Annotated in this window: 16 protein-coding genes; 7 read left to right on the forward strand and 9 right to left on the reverse strand. The window is 32.5% G+C overall.

The genetic code is table 11. From position 1 onward, the window contains the following. A partial coding sequence (locus tag IEW41_RS13375; protein WP_188606885.1) for an FIDD domain-containing protein occupies window positions 1-3382 on the reverse strand: 3382 nt, incomplete at its 3' end. 17 nt (window positions 3383-3399) lie between these two features. Next, a complete protein-coding gene (locus IEW41_RS13380; protein WP_188606886.1) occupies window positions 3400-3876 on the reverse strand; it encodes a hypothetical protein in 477 nt (158 codons plus the stop codon). Between the two features lie 196 nt (window positions 3877-4072). Between IEW41_RS13380 and folE the strand changes: the two genes are divergently transcribed. The 5 genes from folE to IEW41_RS13405 all read left to right on the forward strand — a co-directional run bounded on the left by folE (window position 4073) and on the right by IEW41_RS13405 (window position 8035). Further along, window positions 4073-4750 carry a GTP cyclohydrolase I FolE gene (gene folE / locus IEW41_RS13385; RefSeq protein ID WP_188606887.1) on the forward strand — a complete coding sequence of 226 codons (678 nt, stop codon included), beginning with the start codon at window positions 4073-4075 and terminating at the stop codon, window positions 4748-4750. 35 nt (window positions 4751-4785) lie between these two features. Beyond that, the gene (cysS, locus tag IEW41_RS13390) at window positions 4786-6267 is read left to right on the forward strand and encodes a cysteine--tRNA ligase (protein WP_188606888.1); all 1482 of its coding nucleotides are present in this window, start codon (window positions 4786-4788) and stop codon (window positions 6265-6267) included. A 2-nt stretch (window positions 6268-6269) separates the two neighbouring features. Then, on the forward strand, window positions 6270-6503 hold the full coding sequence (gene yidD, locus IEW41_RS13395; RefSeq protein WP_188606889.1) for a membrane protein insertion efficiency factor YidD: 234 nt from the start codon (window positions 6270-6272) through the stop codon (window positions 6501-6503). A gap of 216 nt (window positions 6504-6719) precedes the next feature. Then, a complete protein-coding gene (lgt, locus tag IEW41_RS13400; protein WP_188606890.1) occupies window positions 6720-7550 on the forward strand; it encodes a prolipoprotein diacylglyceryl transferase in 831 nt (276 codons plus the stop codon). Further along, entirely contained in the window at window positions 7550-8035 is a 486-nt protein-coding gene (locus IEW41_RS13405; RefSeq protein WP_188606891.1) for a DUF192 domain-containing protein, read from the forward strand. Before lgt ends, IEW41_RS13405 begins: the two co-directional genes overlap by 1 nt. Before the next feature lie 77 nt (window positions 8036-8112). Here IEW41_RS13405 and secDF read toward each other — a convergent pair whose 3' ends face one another. The 6 genes from secDF to asnB form a co-directional block, all read right to left on the reverse strand. Next, window positions 8113-11082, reverse strand: coding sequence for a protein translocase subunit SecDF (gene secDF / locus IEW41_RS13410; protein WP_188606892.1), 2970 nt, complete (start codon window positions 11080-11082; stop codon window positions 8113-8115). A gap of 205 nt (window positions 11083-11287) precedes the next feature. Then, window positions 11288-11911, reverse strand: coding sequence for a hypothetical protein (locus IEW41_RS13415; protein WP_188606893.1), 624 nt, complete (start codon window positions 11909-11911; stop codon window positions 11288-11290). A 70-nt stretch (window positions 11912-11981) separates the two neighbouring features. Then, the gene (mdh, locus tag IEW41_RS13420; RefSeq protein ID WP_188606894.1) at window positions 11982-12902 is read right to left on the reverse strand and encodes a malate dehydrogenase; all 921 of its coding nucleotides are present in this window, start codon (window positions 12900-12902) and stop codon (window positions 11982-11984) included. Between the two features lie 79 nt (window positions 12903-12981). Then, complete coding sequence (locus IEW41_RS13425; RefSeq protein ID WP_188606895.1) at window positions 12982-13995, reverse strand: DUF6588 family protein; 1014 nt, start codon at window positions 13993-13995, stop codon at window positions 12982-12984. A 169-nt stretch (window positions 13996-14164) separates the two neighbouring features. Further along, window positions 14165-16105 carry a DNA topoisomerase (ATP-hydrolyzing) subunit B gene (gene gyrB / locus IEW41_RS13430; protein ID WP_188606896.1) on the reverse strand — a complete coding sequence of 647 codons (1941 nt, stop codon included), beginning with the start codon at window positions 16103-16105 and terminating at the stop codon, window positions 14165-14167. Between the two features lie 308 nt (window positions 16106-16413). Further along, a complete protein-coding gene (gene asnB / locus IEW41_RS13435) occupies window positions 16414-18084 on the reverse strand; it encodes an asparagine synthase B (protein ID WP_188606897.1) in 1671 nt (556 codons plus the stop codon). Between the two features lie 242 nt (window positions 18085-18326). On the opposite strand from asnB, the gene IEW41_RS13440 reads away from it, so the two are divergent. After that, window positions 18327-18875, forward strand: a complete 549-nt coding sequence (locus IEW41_RS13440; RefSeq protein ID WP_188606898.1) for a DUF2911 domain-containing protein — start codon at window positions 18327-18329, stop codon at window positions 18873-18875. Window positions 18876-18923: 48 nt separating this feature from the next. Here IEW41_RS13440 and IEW41_RS13445 read toward each other — a convergent pair whose 3' ends face one another. Further along, entirely contained in the window at window positions 18924-19556 is a 633-nt protein-coding gene (locus IEW41_RS13445) for a 7-carboxy-7-deazaguanine synthase QueE (RefSeq protein ID WP_188606899.1), read from the reverse strand. Between the two features lie 172 nt (window positions 19557-19728). Between IEW41_RS13445 and IEW41_RS13450 the strand changes: the two genes are divergently transcribed. Continuing rightward, window positions 19729-21267 carry a helicase HerA-like domain-containing protein gene (locus tag IEW41_RS13450; RefSeq protein ID WP_188606900.1) on the forward strand — a complete coding sequence of 513 codons (1539 nt, stop codon included), beginning with the start codon at window positions 19729-19731 and terminating at the stop codon, window positions 21265-21267. Window positions 21268-21271: the final 4 nt, after the last annotated feature.

Here is a 21271-nt window from a genome sequence, read left to right on the forward strand (position 1 = left end):
TCTTTACACTTAAATCTATACTCGTAAATCCATCTGGTACATTGTCATCACAAACACCTAATAACGTTGGAACTACTATAACTGGTAAAGGGTGGACAGTAAATGTTACTAAACTAGATGAAGGACAAACTCCAGATGTAGTATATTCAACTGTATAAGATACTCCAGGTGTAGCATTTGTAACAGTTCCTGTTAGAACATCAATAACTGCAGCATCAGTAGGTATTGGATTAAAAGCAAAAGTACCACCTGTTACACCATTTATTGTAGCTGTAGCACCATCGCATGTTGGTGTCATAGTAAATGACGAATCATCAGTAACAAGAACATTAAATGTTTGTGTACTAGATAATGGACAAACTCCAGATGTAGTATATTCAACTGTATAAGACGTGCCTGACGTTCCTCCTGTAACAGTTCCGGTTACAGAGTCAATCACTGCTGCATCTGTTGGAACTGGATTAAATGTAAATGTTCCTCCAGGTGTTCCTGTAACGGTTGCTGTTGCTCCATCACATGTTGGTGTCATTGTAAATGAAGGGTCATCTGATGTTAATACTGTAACATTTTGAATACTACTAGCTGGACAAACTCCAGATGTAGTATACTCTACAGTGTAAGTTGCAGCAGAAGTTCCTCCTGTTATTGTTCCTGTTGCAGCATTAATAACTGCTGCATCTGTTGGAACTGGATTAAATGCAAAGGTTCCTCCTGGTGTTCCTGTAATGGTTGCTGTTGCTCCATCACATGTTGGTGTCATTGTAAATGATGCATCATCAACAGGAATTACTGTAAAGGTTTGTGTGCTAACACTTGAGCAAACTCCAGATGTAGTATATTCAACCGTATAAGATACTCCTGATGCTCCACCTGTAACAGTACCTGTAACCGAATCAATTACAGCTGCATCTGTTGGAACTGGATCAAATGCAAAGGTTCCTCCAGGTGTTCCTGTAATTGTTGCTGTTGCTCCATCACATGTTGGTGTCATTGTAAATGAAGCATCATCAGTAATAAGAACATTAAATGTTTGTGTACTTGACAATGGGCAAATTCCTGTAGTTGTATATTCAACTGTATAAGATGCGCCAGATGTTCCACCTGTAACTGTGCCTGTAACCGAATCAATTACAGCTGCATCTGTTGGAACTGGATTAAATGTAAAAGTTCCTCCTGGTGTTCCTGTAACTGTAGCTGTAGCCCCATCGCATGTTGGCGTCATTGTAAATGAAGCATCATCTGAAGGATTAATAATAAGGTTAAAAGCTGGAGTTAAAGAGACATTGTTACATAATGGGTCTCCAACTCTTTCTATTCTTACATAAATTGGTTGTGGATTACCAGTATTAGTATAAGGGCTTACTAATGCTCCTGTACTAGTATCTGCATCTGTAAATGAAGCATAATAAGTAACAATAAAATCTGTAGGTATTTGCGCTCCTAAAATCCCTGGCGTTTGGCTTTCCAAATTAAACTGGGCAAAACCATCATTTGATGGATCATCACAAACCACCATATCTCCAACAGGGTTAATTGTTGGTTGGGATGTTATATTAAGAGTAAATGTTTCTGTTTCATAACAACCAGACGTCTGATACTCTATTCTTACATAAATAATTTGCCCATCTGTACCAACATAAGCTCCTGGTGTTGCAATAGGATTTGTATCAGCATCTGCATCTGCTTGAGTTTCATGATAAGTTACAACCAAATCAGCAGGCACTGGTGTTGGAGCCAACATAACTGGTGTGTTTTGTGTTAAATCAAAAATATAAGGTGGTGCACCTGGGTTACACAAAAATAAATTATTTGGTTGATCATTAATAATTTCAGGAAGCACGTCAATACATACTTGCTCAGTGTATTCACAACCAAAATCATCTGTCACTCTATAGGTATAACAATGTTGCCCTGCTGTTGCTGGCTGAACAGTTATAGTATTTCCTGTAGTATTAATAATAGAAGCATCAGCATCCCAACCTTCTGAAGTGATTACTGGTGTAAATGATAATTCTGGTGGCTGAATGTTTGGATCAAATGCCATTCCCCAAGAAAATATAAAACCATTATCAATAGCTAAATTGTCAACAACTCTAATACACCAATCACCATTTAGTGGGCTACCAACTAAATTAGCAAAAGATTGTTGTGGTAAATAAGTACCAGGAACTATTGAAGCAGAAGGTGGATTACTTCCTGCTATCATAGTAGGTCCATTAACTAATAAGGTTGTACCTGTCATTGAGAAACAGTAATCAGCACCAACACCTGGAGTATTTGAACCATCATCATTCGCTCCTCCCAAGTAGGTACCACCACCACCTGGGTAAGCCTTTAATATTGCTTGTTGACCATTTGGACTTATAATAGTAATTTGCAAATCACCAAGATATGAATGCTCCATATTAAGGCAAATATTAAGCAATTGGTTAGGATCTGTTAAGGTTTGGTTAGATTCAAAACAATCAACAGTAATGCAAGTTTGGTATACAGCTCCTGAACCATCAGGTAAGAAAGTAGTTCCACTAACAGGTGGTGTACAATCATTAATAAACTCTACAGGATTTACTACTCCTGTAATAGTTGTAGTATCTCCATAACAAATTGTGGATTGAGCTGCTTGTGTACCAGTAAAATCTGGTTCGGTTCCAACCTGTATAACCTGATTAATTAAATTTGTATTTGTACACCCTAATGGATCTATAGATGTATTAGTATCTCTAATATTTAAATTTACAATATATACTCCAGGGTTAGGATAAGAAAATGTTGCCGTTTGACCTGCAACTGTATTCCCATCACCTAAATCCCACTCATAAGTTGCACCTGTACCATCTACAGAAAATATCCCACTTCCGGAAAGTGTAATTGGGTCATTTGGACAAACTCTAATATAACCATCTCCATTAGGAGCTGGTGATGCAGAGTCTAATTGTGAATTAATCGTTTGACAAGGTGTTAAACAAGACATGGTTGCTGCCCAACCTGTAGTTGTTCCAGAACCATTAGATATAAACTCAATAGTTAAACATCCTGTTGGGTTTGTAGGTGTAGCACTAACAAAGCCTGGATTATTTGCTGCTCCACCTCCAGAAAATGTTCCAAAAGGGTTGGCTGCTGTACTATCTCCATCATAAATAGTCATAGTATCAGCATTAAGCTGTGTATTAAATGCAGTAAAATCTAGTTGCATTAATTGTCCAGGATTTTCTGGGCATATTGTAAGTATAAAATTCTCATTACTACTGTAGTTTCCTCCACTACCACCAGAGTCGTAAAAAACACCAGAACAACGATTTACTGTTCCGTTTTGCATTAATACATCTTGAGAGAATGTAATATATGTACTTAAAAATAGGAGTATAAGTGTAATTTTTTTCATTATCAATGCTTTATAGTTTATTGATGTTGAGACAAGATTATAATATAGTAATTCGAATTATCAACTCTATACATAGCTGATTCCTTTGAATAAAAGTTAAAATTATATTTCAAAGGATTAAATGATTCAGGATTAAATGAAGCATCTCTAATAATATTTGGTGAATAATAGTCGAACAAAGGCACTTCAGATAACAAAGTGCATTTTTTTAGAGATTCGCCAGCTTTTATTGGATTAATTATCACTCTATTACGTAAAATGTTTTTTATATCCTTAACTCTTTGTGGGTGGTTTAAAACATCCTCTTGTGTTTTATCTCCATAAACTTCTTTAATTTGATTCAATTCTTTTGTTGTTAATGGAGCATTAACATTTGGGTTGTATTTAACTAATTGAAGTGGTTGTTTATAGTCTGATTTCGATTGCGAAAAGCCGTAACTAGACACTAAAACGCACAAAACAAGCACTAAACGTAATTGAGTATTTATTTTCATTGCTCTTTTATTAATTTTTAAGATGTGAAATTTAAGAAAATTTTAATAACTAAACTGTTAATATGTTAATGATATTAACAAACATATAGTTTAACTATATAACATTTCAAATTAAAAAATTCCTACCTAGCAAATGAATATTTTTAATGCTTATCTTTGCAATCTGTTAATTTAAAGTTCATTTAGATTTAAAAAAATGAAAATAGAAAAAGATATAGAAAATTTTGAATCCTTAGGAAACAATCATATTGGTACATCTTCAGATACACCTTTACGTGAAGATGCTTTTAAACTCACTAACGATGAGAAGATTGATATTATTAAAGACGATGTTCGTCATATCATGGAAACATTAGGTTTAGACCTAACTGATGATAGCTTAAAAGGTACACCAATGCGTGTGGCTAAAATGTTTGTGAAAGAAATTTTTGGAGGATTGAGCCCAGAAAAAAAACCAAGCGCTTCTACTTTTGACAACAAATACAAATATGGTGAAATGTTAGTTGAAAAAAACATTACTGTGTATTCAACTTGCGAGCATCACTTATTACCAATAGTTGGAAAAGCTCATGTAGCTTACATTTCTAACGGAACAGTTGTAGGGCTTTCAAAAATGAATAGAATAGTTGATTACTATGCAAAACGTCCACAAGTACAAGAGCGTTTAACAATTCAAATTGTAAAAGAATTACAAAAAGTTTTAAATACTGATGATGTAGCTTGTGTTATAGATGCTAAACATTTATGTGTAAACTCTAGAGGCATTAGAGATGTAGATAGTAGTACAGTAACATCAGAATTTGGTGGAAAATTTAAAGAAAAGGAAACAAGAAGAGAGTTTTTAGATTATATAAAATTAGATACTTCTTTTTAAAATTCTTTTAAATTTACAAAAACGAACATATACCAATGCAGCTTTATAATCAACACACTATAAATTTATACAATTCATTAACTGGAGAAAAAGAAACATTTAAGCCTATACATGAAGGTTATGTAGGTATGTATGTTTGTGGACCTACAGTTTATAGTAATGTACATTTAGGAAACGTAAGAACCTTTATGTCATTTGATATGATTTTTCGTTATTTTAAACATTTAGGTTATAAGGTTAGATATGTAAGAAACATTACTGATGCTGGCCATTTAGAAAACGATGCTGATGTTGGTGAAGATCGTATTGCTAAAAAAGCACGTTTAGAAGAAATTGAACCTATGGAAGTTGTACAACGTTATACTGTCGATTTTCATAACATACTTAACACATTTAATTTTCTACCACCTAGTATTGAGCCAACAGCTACAGGTCATATTATTGAGCAAATTGAAATTATTAAAAACATAATTGAAAAAGGTTTAGCTTATGAGGTTAATGGCTCTGTATATTTCGATGTTTTAAAGTATAATAAAACTAAGCAATACGGAATTTTAAGTAAGCGTAATGTTGAAGATTTAATTCACAACACACGTGAACTTGATGGACAGAGCGACAAAAAAAATCCGCAAGATTTTGCACTTTGGAAAAAAGCCGAACCGCAACACATTATGCGTTGGCCTTCTCCATGGAGCGACGGATTTCCTGGTTGGCATTTAGAGTGTACTGCAATGAGCACTAAATATCTAGGCGAGCATTTTGACATACATGGTGGTGGAATGGATTTAAAATTCCCGCATCACGAATGTGAAATTGCCCAAGCCGAAGCATGTAATAATCAAGCTCCTGTAAACTATTGGATGCATGCCAATATGCTGATTATGAATGGTAAAAAAATGGCGAAATCGACAGGCAATTTTATTTTACCAAACGAAATATTTTCTGGAGATAATCCGCATATCACAAAAGCCTATGCTCCAAGTGTAGCGCGTTTCTTTATGTTGCAAGCTCACTACAGAAGCGTTTTAGATTTTACAAATAACGGATTATTAGCAAGCGAAAAAGGGTTTTATCGTTTAATGGATGCCATTAATATTCTTGATGAATTAAAGCCTTCAACTACATCTACTTTTGATATTTCAGATTGGAAACAAAAGTGCTATGACGCCATGAACGATGATTTTAATTCGCCAATGGTTATTGCTAACCTATTTGAAGCTGTTAAATACATCAATCAAATTAAAGACGGAAGTGCTACAATCACAAAAGAAGATTTGGCAACTCTAAAAAACACTATTAATGCTTTTGTGTTTGATATTTTAGGATTGGTTAATGTTACAAAAGCAGATACAGGTACTGATAAACTTTCAGGAGCAGTTGAACTTTTAATACAATTACGACAAGAAGCTAGAGCAAATAAAGATTTTGCTATGTCAGATAAAATACGTGACGAACTTGCTGCTAAAGGTATACAGTTAAATGATGGTAAAGAAGGCACAACATTCTCGACTAATTAGTCATGAAAAAAATTCTGATTGCACCATTCTTACTATTAATTAAAGCTTATCAGTTATTTATATCGCCATTAACACCTGCAACATGCAGATTTCAACCAACATGCTCTCATTACACTAAAGAAGCGTTAGAAAAACACGGTTTGTTTAGAGGAGGATGGCTAGCATTAAAACGAATTTTTAGTTGTCATCCTTGGGGTAAAAGTGGTTACGATCCTGTGCCTGAAAAGAAAAAATAAACTTTTTGGCGTTACACACAACTGTGTGTCGTGCTTTTGCAACTCGCTTTTTCAGCCCTATTATTCCGCTTTACAATGCAAAATTAAAGACTGAAAAGAGCTCAAACATTTTGCTCAATCACTAACGCAAAACTTAAAGCTTTTGTAAAATTTAAATCTATCTAACATAAATACTCTTCAAAATAGTATATTTACCTAACAATAAAAGATTACTAAATGCACGCATTAAAATTTGTCTGGGATCCATCTAAAGGAATTGAAATTTTTGGCTTTTTCACTTTACATTACTATAGTGTAATGTGGATAATTGCATTCATAATTGGTTTTTACATTATGAAGCGTATTTACAAAAACGAAAACCAAACAGACGAATCATTAGATTCCTTATTTATTTATTCTGTTTTAGGTATTATGCTTGGTGCGAGATTAGGCCATGTATTGTTTTACCAACGAGAACTTATATCTGAAGATTTTTTTAGCATCTTTTTACCATTTAGCTTTAAAGGTGGTTTTGAATTTACAGGCTTTCAAGGATTAGCTAGTCATGGTGCAGCTATTGCAATGATTATATCGATGTACTTATATAATAAAAAAGTACTGCATAAAACTGTACTCTGGATTTTAGACCGAGTTGTTGTTCCTGTAGCATTAGGAGCTGTATTTGTTAGATTAGGAAACTTTATTAACTCAGAAATAGTAGGAAAACCAACAGGAACAGATTTTGGCGTAATATTCGTCCAAAATGGTGAAAATTTTGCTAGACATCCTGCACAACTCTATGAAGCATTTAGTTATGTATTTGTGTTTTTAATATTGTTTTATTTCTACTGGAAAACTAAAAAAAGCGAACAGGAAGGCTTCTTATTCGGACTGTTTTTAGTACTACTTTGGGCAATTCGTTTTTGTGTTGAATTTGTTAAAGAACCACAAGGAGAAGAGTACCTTACTGCTGGAAGTTTAAATACAGGGCAACTATTAAGTATTCCGTTTATACTAATTGGTCTTTACTTTATGTTTTTTTATAAGCCAAAAGCTAAACTTGCTTAATGAAAAATAGAAACCTTAAAATAATTTCAGTAATTACTTTAGGTCTGTTATGCTTAAATATGTCTTCATGTAAAGACGACAAAAAAACAGTAAAGCCAGTAGTCATTAAATTTAAAAAAGAAGGTGAACTCACCTTAAAAAAAGCAAACGATTCAGTAATTAAAACTATTGATATTGAAATTGCAGATGACGACTACCAGACGCAAACAGGATTAATGTATAGAGACTCAATGGAAGAGCATCAAGGTATGTTGTTTGTTTTTCCAAAAGCAGACTATCATTATTTTTATATGAAGAACACTAAAATACCATTAGATATTATTTATATAGATGCCAATAAAACAATTGTAAGTTTTCAGAAAAACGCAAAACCTTTTGACGAAAACTCATTACCATCTGAAAAGCCTGCAAAATATGTGCTTGAAATTAACGCAGGTTTATCTGATAAATGGAATTTAGAAGTTGGTGATAAGATTGCTTATTAAAACTACTTCATCAAAAATATTATAAAACAAAAAAACCACTTCTTTCGAAGTGGTTTTTTAATATTAATACATATGTATTATTTCTTTTCTTCAGGTGCTTCTCCTTTATCATTTAATGTATCAAACATTATAGGAGTTGCAATAAATATAGATGAGTAAGTACCTACAACTATACCTACAATTAAGGCAAATAATAACCCTCTTAATGAATCTGCACCAAAAGTAAACATTGCTATTAACACCACTAATGTTGTTAACGATGTATTTAATGTTCTACTTAATGTACTGTTAATTGCCGAGTTAATATTGTAACCACCTCTAAATCCTTTTTCATTAGTTACCTCTCTAATTCTATCAAACACAACAACAGTATCATTTAACGAGTAACCAATTACTGTTAAAATTGCTGCAATAAATGCTTGGTCGATTTCCATACTGAAAGGCATAAACTTGTGCAATAATGAATACACACCTAACACAATAACTATATCATGGAATACAGCAGCTACTGCACCAAGAGAGAATTGCCATTTTTTGAATCGTAATAAAATATATAAGAATACAACTACTAACGACCCTAATACTGCCCAGAATGATTCTTTTTTAATATCATCTGCAATCGTTGGACTCACTTTACTTGATAACATTTTACCAATTTTTGCTTCGCCTGAACCATCAACAAATGTTTCGTAATCCATTCCTTTTGGTAAATATGGCTTTAATGATTCGAACAACATAGATTGTACTTCTTCATCAGCTTCAGCAGAGTTTTCATCAACTTTATACTTAGTAGAAATTTTTAGTTGATTTGCGCTACCAATAGTTTTTACTTCCGCACTACCAAAAGTTGCATTTAAATCTTTATTTACTTCTTCTGGACTTACATCTTGAGCAAAACGAACTTGGTAAGTTCTTCCTCCAACAAAATCAATTCCTTGGTCTAATCCTTCAGTTAATAAAGAACCAATACTCAATAAAATTAATAATCCAGAAACAACATAAGATACTTTTCTCTTTTTGATAAAATCAATATTTACATTTTTGAATAATCCTTTTGTAAACGACGTTGAGAAATCTAGGTTCTTTCCTTTACCTACATACCAATCTATTAACAATCTTGTAATAAATATTGCAGTAAATAATGATGTTAAAATACCGATGATTAATGTTGTAGCAAATCCTTTAATTGGACCAGTACCAAATACAAATAGTATAATTGCAGTAAGAATGGTAGTAATGTTAGCATCTAAAATTGATGATAATGCATTTGCAAAACCATCTTTTACAGCTTCTTTTTGCCCTTTACCTTTTTGTAATTCTTCTCTAATACGCTCAAATATAAGAACGTTGGCATCTACAGACATACCTACAGTAAGTACAATACCTGCAAGACCTGGTAATGTTAATACTGCTCCTAATCCTGAAAGTACACCAAAAATTAATAAAATATTAAACAATAGTGCAATATTAGCAGCAATACCAGCTTTACCATAATACATTATCATCCATACTAACACTAATGCTAATGCTATTAAGAAAGATTTCATTCCACTATCAATAGCTTCTTGACCAAGTGATGGACCTACCTCATCAGCTTGAACAATATCAGCTGAAGCAGGTAATTTACCAGCTCTTAATACGTTAGCTAAATCTATTGCTTCGTTAAGTGTAAATGAACCTGAAATTTCAGAGTTACCACCAGAAATTGCTCCTGTAGTTACACCTGGTGCAGAGTAAACAATGTTATCTAACACAATAGCTATTTGACTTTGTTGAGCGAAAGCTCTACCTGTCATCTCTTCCCATATTTTAGATCCTTTTGCGTTCATTTGCATGCTCACAGAAGGCTTTCCTGTTTGGTTGTAAGATTGACGTGCATCTGTAATAACTGCTCCACTTAATTCAGGAACGTTATCTCTGTTTCCTTTTAAAGCATATAAATCTACAAACTCACTATCTTTAGCTTGAATTCCCCAAGCAAATTTCACATAACGTTGTTCTGCTGGTAATAAAGCTCTAACTTGTGGTTTATTTAAATAAGACATTACTAAGTCTTTATCTTTTGCTTCAAAAGTACCTAGTATTGGTCCATTAGCTCCACCTCTTAATAAGTTTCCTATTGGATTAACAGCAACATCTGTTGAGTCTGATCCTAAGTCTCCAATTAACTCTTTAATTTTACTATCAACTTCATCAATAGTATCTCCAACAACTTCATTTGTTTCTGTATTTTCAGAATTGTTATCTACTAATGGTTTTAAAACTTCATTAGCTTGCATTAAAAATGCACCTAATTCTTCACCTCTATAAACATCCCAGAATTCTAACTGAGCTGTACTTTGTAATAGTTTTTTAACACGCTCTACATCTTTAGCTCCTGGTAACTCTACTAAAATACGACCTGAGTTTCCTAAACGTTGAATATTTGGAGATGTTACACCAAACTTGTCAATACGCTTACGTAATACTTCAAAAGCAGAAACGATTGACTCGTCAATTTTTTGTCTTATAATAGGTTTAACCTGATCATCAGACATATCGAAAGTAATTTCTTCGCTTAGAGTTCTGTTAGCAAAAATATCTGGAGATGCTAATTTGCTATCTCCTTTAATTTTGTCAAAAGCTATAAAGAAATCATCAACATATGTATTTTGACTGTTTTTTTGTAGCTCAGATGCATCATCTAATGCTTTATTGAAAACAGGGTCTTTACTATAGTTAGCAAGACCTTTTAAAATGTCTTTTACTGAAATTTCTAGAATAACATTGATACCTCCTTTAAGGTCAAGACCAAGGTTCATTGCTTTCTCTTTTACGTCTGTATATGTATATTTAGCAATTCCTAAATTAAATACTTCTTGAGTATTTAAAGAATCTAAATATCGAGCTTCTTCTGCACTTCTTTGTGCTGGGTCATCAAATTTACTCGCAGCAATTTCTTTTGCTTGGTCATCAATTTGGTTAGATTTGAATGTAAATGATAGTTGATAAATACTTACCAACCCAAATAGCACTGCAAACAGTTTTACTAGTCCTTTGTTTTGCATTATTATATTTTTTTAAGTCAAATTTTTTAAAACGAGCAAATATAGAATTTACCTCTGATTTGACAATTATTTTTTACGGTTATAAATGAATTTTTATAGCTTTTTGTTTAAAAACATTAAGCCCTATTAAGTGAGTAACATTTGCAAATGCTAAATGTTACTTCAAAATCTGAATGTATTATAGGAAGTATAATAATAAATCCTATTAACAAAGAGGACCTGCTCTTACTTCAGGTATTTTATGTGGAGTATTGTTTATTGCTATTGCAATATTTCTTTGGAAAATGTAAGCTACCTTTAATATTTTATCATTCTCCTTAGCAATTACCTCATTAAAAGGAACATAAAAGTTAGGATTGAAAAACCTAATGTTTTCAGGTTTCTGCTCTAGCGCAAGCTTTCCGCCTAAGTCTGAAGCACCTGTATTACCATTATGAATTTCGTAAACATCTAAATTATAACTTAGTAAGTTTTCATTAGACGATGGTTTAACTGGCTTATTACCTTTTTTATAAGGTTTAGAATTAAAATCTAAGTCATTATCTGTTGAAAGTAATTTCTTTATTCTTACAACATCAATATTACTATAATAAGTAATTTTTAATTGACCATCTTCTTGTTCAGCAACTTGAATATTATCAACTCCAATGTCTAACAATTGTTGTTTAATAATTGTTATTGCATTTAGAGTTTCATCAGTTGTTACCTCATTATCAGTAAATTGTAATACTATTTCTTGATTAGGCAGACAAACTTGCTGCTGACTAGCAACACCACCTAAAAGGGTAAGAATAATTATTAATACACTAATGTACCATCTCGACTTCATGCGCCAAATATATAAAAAAATAAAGACTGCATTTCTACAGTCTTTAAATATCTATTTTAATTTTATAAAATTATAACAAATCGTTAGTAGCTCTCACGCCTTTAGCGCTTTCTACCATATGAGCTTTTTCAGCATCATTTAATTCAATTTCTACGATTTTTTCAATTCCATTACGTCCTAAAATAACAGGAGCTCCTATACAAATATCATTCATTCCGTACTCTCCTTCTAACAATACTGAACATGGGAACATTTTTTTCTGATCACAAGCTATAGCTTGCACTAAACCACTAACTGCTGCACCTGGAGCATACCAAGCCGAAGTACCTAATAATTTAGTAAGTGTTGCTCCACCTACTTTAGTATCTTCCATTACTTGATTTAATCTGTCATTTGATAAAAATTTAGATACAGGAACGCTATTACGAGTTGCTAAACGTGTTAATGGCACCATACCAGTATCGCTATGACCACCAATTACCATTCCGTCAACATCGCTAATTGGAGCATCTAAAGCTTCTGCTAATCTGTATTTAAAACGAGCTGAGTCTAAAGCTCCTCCCATTCCAATAATTCTGTGTTTTGGAAGGTTTGTTGATTTATGCACTAAATATGTCATTGTATCCATTGGGTTACTAACCACAATAATGATAGTATTTGGAGAATGTTGAATTAAACTTGAAGATACTGTTTTTACAATTCCAGCATTAATACCTATTAATTCTTCACGAGTCATTCCAGGCTTACGAGGAATACCAGACGTTATTACACATATATCACTATTTGCTGTTTTAGAATAATCGTTTGTTACACCTTTAATTTTTGTATCAAATCCGTTAAGAGATGCTGTTTGCATTAAATCCATCGCTTTACCTTCGGCAAAACCTTCCTTAATGTCTAATAAAACAACTTCACTTGCAAAATTTTTGATAGCAATATATTCTGCACAACTGGCACCTACTGCACCTGCTCCAACTACTGTAATTTTCATAATAAATGATTTAGATTAAATTAAATGTGTTGCAAATTTAACATTTTTAAACCATAAATTATTTAAGATTTTATTAAATCTAAAATGAAAAATTTAAACCCAACGAAGCACTATCAAATTCTGCTATTGTATAATCGGCATTTAAGCTAAAAAACCCGACTTTTAAATTTGCTCCAACTGTTGTTCTAACGCCAGAAACGTCTTGTTTAATTGAAAAAGGATCAATAATATCTTCTGAAAATAGAGCACCATTTGATACTCTGTAAGTTCCTAATAAATCTGTAGTTGTTTTACCATTCACATAACCAACTCCACCATAAAAATTAATAACTTTTAATTTAGTTGAAACTATCAACTCTAAAAGCAAGGTATTAACTTCTGTCTTAACTTGTTGATTTTCTCCTTCAACTATTCCTTCGTCAGTAAAGTCATAACTACCATCTAGATGAGTATATGCAACTAAACCAGAAATAGCTACTGGAAAGATTTTATCAGCTGGTAGCCAAGATGTAAACTCTTGTTGTAAACCAACACCATACAATCCTATTTCGGCATCTTCAGCCTGTACTTTAGGAAAAAAACGTGCTTTTAATTGTGTACCTTTAAATGGTGAAAAACTAGCTTGTAAAAAAGCTGTCGGTATTAAGTTAATATTAGCTGAACCTATTCCTGTTGGCAAAGTTACTTCTGCCTCTTGATTACCAAAAATTGGATCATCATAGGTTACTATAACTGTAATATCTGGATCGTTATGTCCTAAAGCAGTTGCTACTGTTTTTGATGGACTATTATCTTCAAATCGTATGTTTTCATAATCAGCAACATTAAGTACAAACGTTTTTTTATCATCTTTAATAAAAGATGCGTTTCCAATTAAAGACACTGAAAAATTAAATCTATGAGGTGCTTTACCACTATTAAACCAGCCGTTGTTAATTCCGTAAACTAACCCTTCAGATGCTGGAGCTATGTAATCTGTAGTAAATCGTTTGGCATCATTAATACCTGCAGCTAATAAATCATCAATATTTTCTTGTGCATTAGATAATGATACAGTTAATAATGTAAGTGACAATACTATATACTTTTTCATAATTTTCATAGGTTAAATTTATAAGGCTAAAATAATCATTTTTATTAATTTAACGCATTTTATCGTCTTAAATTGTTTTTTATCGATGTTTCTTTAGTTTTTTACGCAAAAAAAGCAACTACATAAATAAATACGTAATTGCTTTTGTTTGGGTTTTATAATTATCTATTTAAGCATCAATATTTGCATAAACAGCATTTTTCTCTATAAACTCTCTACGTGGTGGTACTTCGTCACCCATTAACATTGAGAAAATACGATCAGCTTCTCCTCCATTATCAATTTGAACTAAACGTAAAGTTCTAAATTCTGGGTTCATAGTTGTATCCCAAAGTTGAATTGCATTCATCTCTCCAAGACCTTTGTATCGCTGAATTTTAGACCCTTCACCAAATTCTTGAATGATTTCATCACGTTCCTTATCACTCCAAGCGTACTTACTTTTTGCTCCTCTTTTCACCAAATATAATGGTGGAGTTGCAATGTAAATATGCCCATTTTCAATCAATTCCTTCATGTATCTAAAGAAGAAGGTTAAGATTAGAGTAGCAATGTGACTACCATCAATATCGGCATCACACATAATCACCACTTTGTGGTAACGCAATTTTGAAAGGTTTAACGCTTTGCTATCTTCTTCAGTTCCTATTGTAACACCTAATGCAGTAAAAATGTTTTTTATCTCTTCATTTTCAAAAACCTTATGCACCATTGCTTTTTCAACATTCAGAATTTTACCTCTTAGTGGTAAGATTGCTTGAAAATTTCTATCACGACCTGCTTTAGCTGTACCACCTGCAGAATCTCCCTCTACAAGAAATACTTCACATTTTGAAGGATCTTGTTCTGAACAATCACTTAATTTTCCAGGTAAACCACCAATACTCATTACAGTTTTGCGCTGTACCATTTCACGAGCTTTTTGAGCTGCATGGCGTGCTTGTGCTGCTAGTATTACTTTTTGAACTATCACTTTAGCGTCATCAGGATGCTCTTCTAGGTAATCGGTTAACATTTCAGAAACCGCTTGACTTACTGAAGCAGATACTTCTCTGTTTCCTAACTTGGTTTTTGTTTGACCTTCAAATTGTGGCTCTTGTACTTTTACAGAAATAATAGCTGTTAATCCTTCACGGAAATCATCTCCTGCAATATCAAATTTTAATTTGTCTAACATTCCTGACTCATCAGCATATTTTTTAAGAGTCATTGTTAATCCTCTTCTAAAACCAGCTAAATGTGTTCCTCCTTCATGTGTGTTAATATTATTTACATACGAATGTAAATTTTCAGCATATGATGTATTATAAATCATAGCCACCTCAACTGGCACACCATTTTTTTCACCCTCAAAAGCAATAACACTTTGCATTAAAGGCTCTCTGTTTCCATCTAAAAACTTGATAAATTCTTTAAGCCCTTCTTCAGAGTGGAATGTTTCACCTTCAAAAGAACCATCATCTTTTTTATGTCTTTTATCAACCAGATGAATAGTAATTCCTTTATTTAAATACGCTAATTCTCGCATTCTACTAGCAAGAGTATCATAGCTATATTCTAATGTTTGAGTAAAAATTGTAGAATCTGGTTTAAAAGTAACTGTTGTACCACGTTTATCCGTATCGCCAATTGCTTTTACAGGATACATAGCTTTACCACGTTGGTACTCTTGTTCCCAAATTTTACCATCTCTATATACTGTAGCTCTTAAGTGTTCTGATAATGCGTTAACACAACTTACACCAACACCATGAAGTCCTCCAGATACTTTGTAAGAATCTTTATCAAACTTACCACCTGCTCCAATTTTTGTCATTACAACTTCTAAAGCAGAAACACCTTCTTTTTTGTGTAAATCTACTGGAATACCACGACCATCATCTTCGGTAGTTATAGAGTTATCTTCATTAATGATTACTGTGATATTATTACAATGACCTGCTAGTGCCTCATCAATAGAGTTATCTACAACTTCATATACTAAATGGTGTAATCCACGAGTACCAACATCACCAATATACATTGATGGACGCATACGAACATGCTCCATACCTTCTAATGCCTGAATACTGTCTGCTGAGTAATTGTGCTTATTAAATTCTTCTTTCATAAATATTATATATTTCTATTATTTATATCTGTTTTTTTGAAATGTAATTGCATAAAAAAAATGACACGTTTTGTATCATTTTTTGGATACTTACAAAGATAAGAAACAACAGAGCATTTTGAAAGTTTTTTATCGATTTTGATTCAAAATTATCAACATTTGTTAATTACTCGAAATGCTCTTAAATCGCTTAAAAATGGTCTTAAAATTGATTTTAGGTTTTTTTTTATTGTTCATAAAAATCAAAAAACCTCAAAATCGTTTAGAAGTGAAATTTTGAGGTTTTTAAAATAATTTATTAAGCAAGTTTACGCCTTCACATAAGCATCTGAATGCACTTTAGCTACAGCTCTACCAGAAGGGTCGTTCATGTTTTTAAAGCTTTCATCCCATTCTAATGCTATTTTGGTACTACAAGCTACCGAAGCCTCTTGTGGCACACATAAAGCTGCGGCATCACTTGGGAAATGTTCAGCAAAAATAGAACGATAGTAAAACTCTTCTTTGCTTGTTGGAGTTTGTAATGGGAATTTATACTTAGCATTTGCTAATTGTTCGTCTGTAACTTCTGTTGCAACAACTTCTTTTAAAGTATCGATCCAACTGTAACCTACACCATCACTAAATTGTTCTTTTTGCCTCCAAGCAACACTTTCTGGAAGCATACCTTCAAATGCTTTACGAACAACCCATTTTTCCATTCGCTCACCATTAATCATTTTATCTTGTGGATTGATTCGCATAGCAACATCCATAAATTCTTTATCTAAAAAAGGTACTCGCCCTTCAATTCCCCAAGCTGCTAAACTTTTATTAGCTCTTAAACAATCGTACATATGAAGTTTACTTAATTTACGAACTGTTTCTTCATGAAATTCTTTTGCATTTGGGGCTTTATGAAAATAAAGATAACCACCAAATAACTCATCTGCTCCTTCTCCAGATAATACCATTTTTATTCCCATAGATTTAATAACTCTGGCCATTAAGTACATTGGAGTACTTGCTCTAATAGTAGTAATATCATACGTTTCGAGGTTATATATTACATCTCTAATCGCATCTAATCCTTCTTGAATTGTGAATTTTATTTCGTGATGAACTGTACCAATATGATCAGCAACCTTACGAGCAGCAGCCAAATCTGGAGAGCCTTCCAAACCTACAGAAAAACTATGCAATTGAGGCCACCAAGCAGCTTGTGTATCATCAGATTCGATACGCTTTTCAGCATATTTTTTTGCAATAGCAGAAGTCACTGAAGAATCTAAACCACCAGACAACAAAACACCATAAGGAACATCGCTCATTAACTGTCTATGCACAGCAGCTTCTAATGCTTCTTTAATGGCTTTAATACTTGTTTCGTTATCCTTTACAGCTTCATATTCTGTCCAATCACGTTTATACCATTTTACAAACTTTCCATCTTTACTAGACATATAATGCCCTGGAGGAAATAATTCAATTTTTGTACAATAACCTTCTAAAGCTTTTAATTCTGAAGCCACATAAAAAGTTCCGTTTTGATCCCAACCAATATATAAAGGAATAATTCCCATGTGATCTCTAGCAATAAAATATTCGTCCTTTTCAACATCGTAAATTGCAAATCCGAAAATCCCGTTCATTTCATCAACAAAATCAACACCTTTTTCTTTGAAAAGTGCTAAAATAACTTCACAATCACTTTCAGTTTGAAAGTTATAATCTGGAAATTGTTTGCGTAACGCTCTATGGTTATAAATTTCACCATTAGCTGCCAAAATCAATTTTTTATCTTCACTCAATAATGGTTGTTTACCAGAGGCTGGATCTACAATTGCTAAACGCTCATGAGCCATAATAGCTTTATCATCATTATAAATTCCACTCCAATCTGGTCCTCTATGGCGAATAATTTTAGCCATTTCTAATATTTGAGGTCTTAAATCTTCAGCTTTTTGTTTTAAATCAAAGGCACATACAATTCCACACATTTTATATATTTTTTACTTTATTATTTAATTTATTGAAGCAAATATGGTATTATGATTCTAATTATAAAACTTAAAGCAATTAAATGCTTTCATTTTATAACTATTTATTCATTATTTGTATAATAATGAAATTATTGGCTTTAATAATTTATTATAAAATGCAAATTTGTAAACTTTAACACTCATATAAGACTACTTTAAGGCAAATAAATATTAATTTTATAATTCATAAAAAAAATAACATGAAAAAAAGAACCTTATTACCTACACTATTGTTTGTATTTGTGATGCTAATCACTTTTAATGTAAATGCTCAAGACTTTCCAGATTTAGATAAAAGCTCTATGGATGCTGCTACTTATCCTGGTAGTTATAAAATATCTAACAAACAGATTAAAGTAATTTATAGTAGACCATTACTTAAAGGAAGAACTGTTTCTAAATTAGCTCCTAATGATGAAGTTTGGAGAACTGGAGCAAATGAAGCTGCTGAAATTACACTTTACAAAAGCTTTAAAATTGGAGACAAAAAAATTAAAGCAGGCACTTACTCTTTATTTACTATTCCTGGTGAAAAAGAATGGACCGTTATTTTAAACTCTGACATTAATGTTTGGGGAGCTTATACTTATAATCCGAAAAATGATGTTGCAAGAATTAAAGTCCCTGTTAAATCTGCAAAGTTACCTTTAGAAGCTTTTTCAATTGTTTTTGAAGAATCTAAGACTGGTGCGATTATGCATTTAGGATGGGGAGAAGTTGTTATTTCTGTACCATTTGAAAATAATTAAAAACCTAAACTCAATAAAAAAGCCTTGAAAAATTCAAGGCTTTTTTATTTATGGTATGTTTAAATATTTATGTGTTTGTAATGACACCTTCCATTTTGGATTTGCCATAACATAATCTACGATTTCTGGTACAACCTTATCTTTTTTACTCCATTCTGGCTGTAAATACAAAATACAATTTTTACTCACTTTTGCAGCTTGCTCTTCTGCAAATCTAAAATCGTCTTTATTATATACAATTACTTTTAATTCATTTGCCTTTTTGTACACTTCGTCAGTTGGTAATTTCAGCTTTTTTGGTGACAAGCAAATCCAATCCCAAGTACCAGATAATGGGTAAGCTCCAGAAGTTTCAATATGCACTTGAAGTCCTTTTGCTTTTAATTGAGAAGTCAATTCATCCATATTCCATGTTAAAGGCTCTCCGCCTGTAACTACTATTGTATTACTGTATTTTGCAGCATTTTCAACAATTTTGCTTGTTTCAGTTGGAGGATGTAATTCTGCTAACCAGCTTTCTTTTACATCACACCAATGACAACCAACATCACAACCACCAACTCTTATAAAGTAAGCAGCAGTTCCTTTATGAAATCCTTCACCTTGAATAGTGTAAAATTCCTCCATTAAAGGCAACAATAAGCCTTTATCTAATAATTCTTGTCGTTCACTTCTTGTCATAGCTTGCAAAGATAGGAAACAGTCTTCAGTTGACAGTATACAGTCTTAAAATTTTAAAAGTTATTATGACTAAAAATATGTTTAACCTCAAACGTCATAAAATCTCACTTTTTTGTTAAAACATTTCAGTTGCTTTCAGTATAGATTAGTATTTTTATACAAAATTTAGAGAATGAGTAGAAAAGATGACTTTTTTAACCATATAACAGAAGGAAATAAAAGCAAAGGAGACTATATTACTCTTGGCTCTGCTATGTTAGATGGGGAAACTATTACTAATGCATTTGTAAATGTTCCATTAAAAACCTTAAACAGACATGGTTTGATTGCTGGAGCTACTGGTACTGGAAAAACCAAAACATTACAAGTATTGGCTGAAAATTTATCTGACAAAGGCATTCCTGTTTTACTAATGGATATTAAAGGAGATTTGAGCGGATTAGCTCAACCGAGTCCTGGCCATGCAAAAATAGATGAACGTCATGCTAAAATTGGCTTACCATTTGAAGCTAAAAGTTTTCCTGTAGAAGTACTAACCTTATCAGAACAAGATGGAGTAAGATTAAGAGCTACAGTAAGTGAGTTTGGACCTGTGCTTCTATCTCGAATTTTAGATTTATCTGACGCTCAATCTGGTGTTGTTTCAGTAATTTTCAAATATTGTGATGACAATAAAATGCCGCTTTTAGATCTAAAAGATTTTAAAAAAATATTACAATTCTCTACTCAAGAAGGCAAAGATGAATTTGAAGCTGAATATGGTAGAATTTCTACAGCCTCAACTGGAGCTATTTTACGTAAAGTAGTAGAACTAGAACAACAAGGCGCTGAATTGTTTTTTGGCGAAACATCTTTTGAAGTAGATGATTTATTACGAATAGATGAAAATGGAAGAGGTTATATTAATATAATTAGGCTTACAGATATTCAAGATAGACCAAAACTATTCTCTACGTTTATGTTGAGCTTATTAGCCGAAATATATTCTACTTTTCCTGAGCAAGGTGACAGTGGTCAACCTGAATTAGTGTTGTTTATTGACGAAGCTCATTTAATATTCAATGAAGCATCAAAAGCATTATTAAATCAAATTGAAAGTATTGTAAAACTTATTCGTAGTAAAGGTGTTGGTATTTATTTTGTAACTCAAAACCCAACAGATGTTCCTGAAGCTGTATTAAGTCAGTTAGGACTAAAAGTACAACATGCCTTAAGAGCATTTACAGCTAACGACAGAAAAGCTATTAAACTAACTGCACAAAATTATCCAGATACTGATTATTATGATACTGCAGATGTATTAACTTCGTTAGGAATTGGTGAAGCATTAGTTTCTGCTTTAGATGAAAAAGGACGTCCTACACCATTAGCAGCAACAATGATGAGAGCTCCTATGAGTAGAATGGATGTTTTAACCGATTCTGAGTTAAGTACTTTATTAGGTAAATCTAAATTAATAAAAAAGTATAACGAGACTATTGATAGAGAAAGTGCTTACGAGCTTTTAAACAAAAAAATAGATCAAGCACAAGCAACTGAAGCAAAAGAAAAAGCTCGTAAAGAGCATGAAGAATTAAAAAAAGCTGAAACAAAGCAAAAACAAAGTTCTGCAAGACGCAGATCTGTAATAAACCCAGTAGTTAAAGTATTAACCAGTGCTACTTTTATAAGAAGTGTATTTGGTATTTTAACCAAACTAATGAAAAAATAAAAAT

Source organism: Aquaticitalea lipolytica (assembly GCF_014641635.1).
Classification (GTDB): Bacteria; Bacteroidota; Bacteroidia; order Flavobacteriales; family Flavobacteriaceae; genus Aquaticitalea; species Aquaticitalea lipolytica.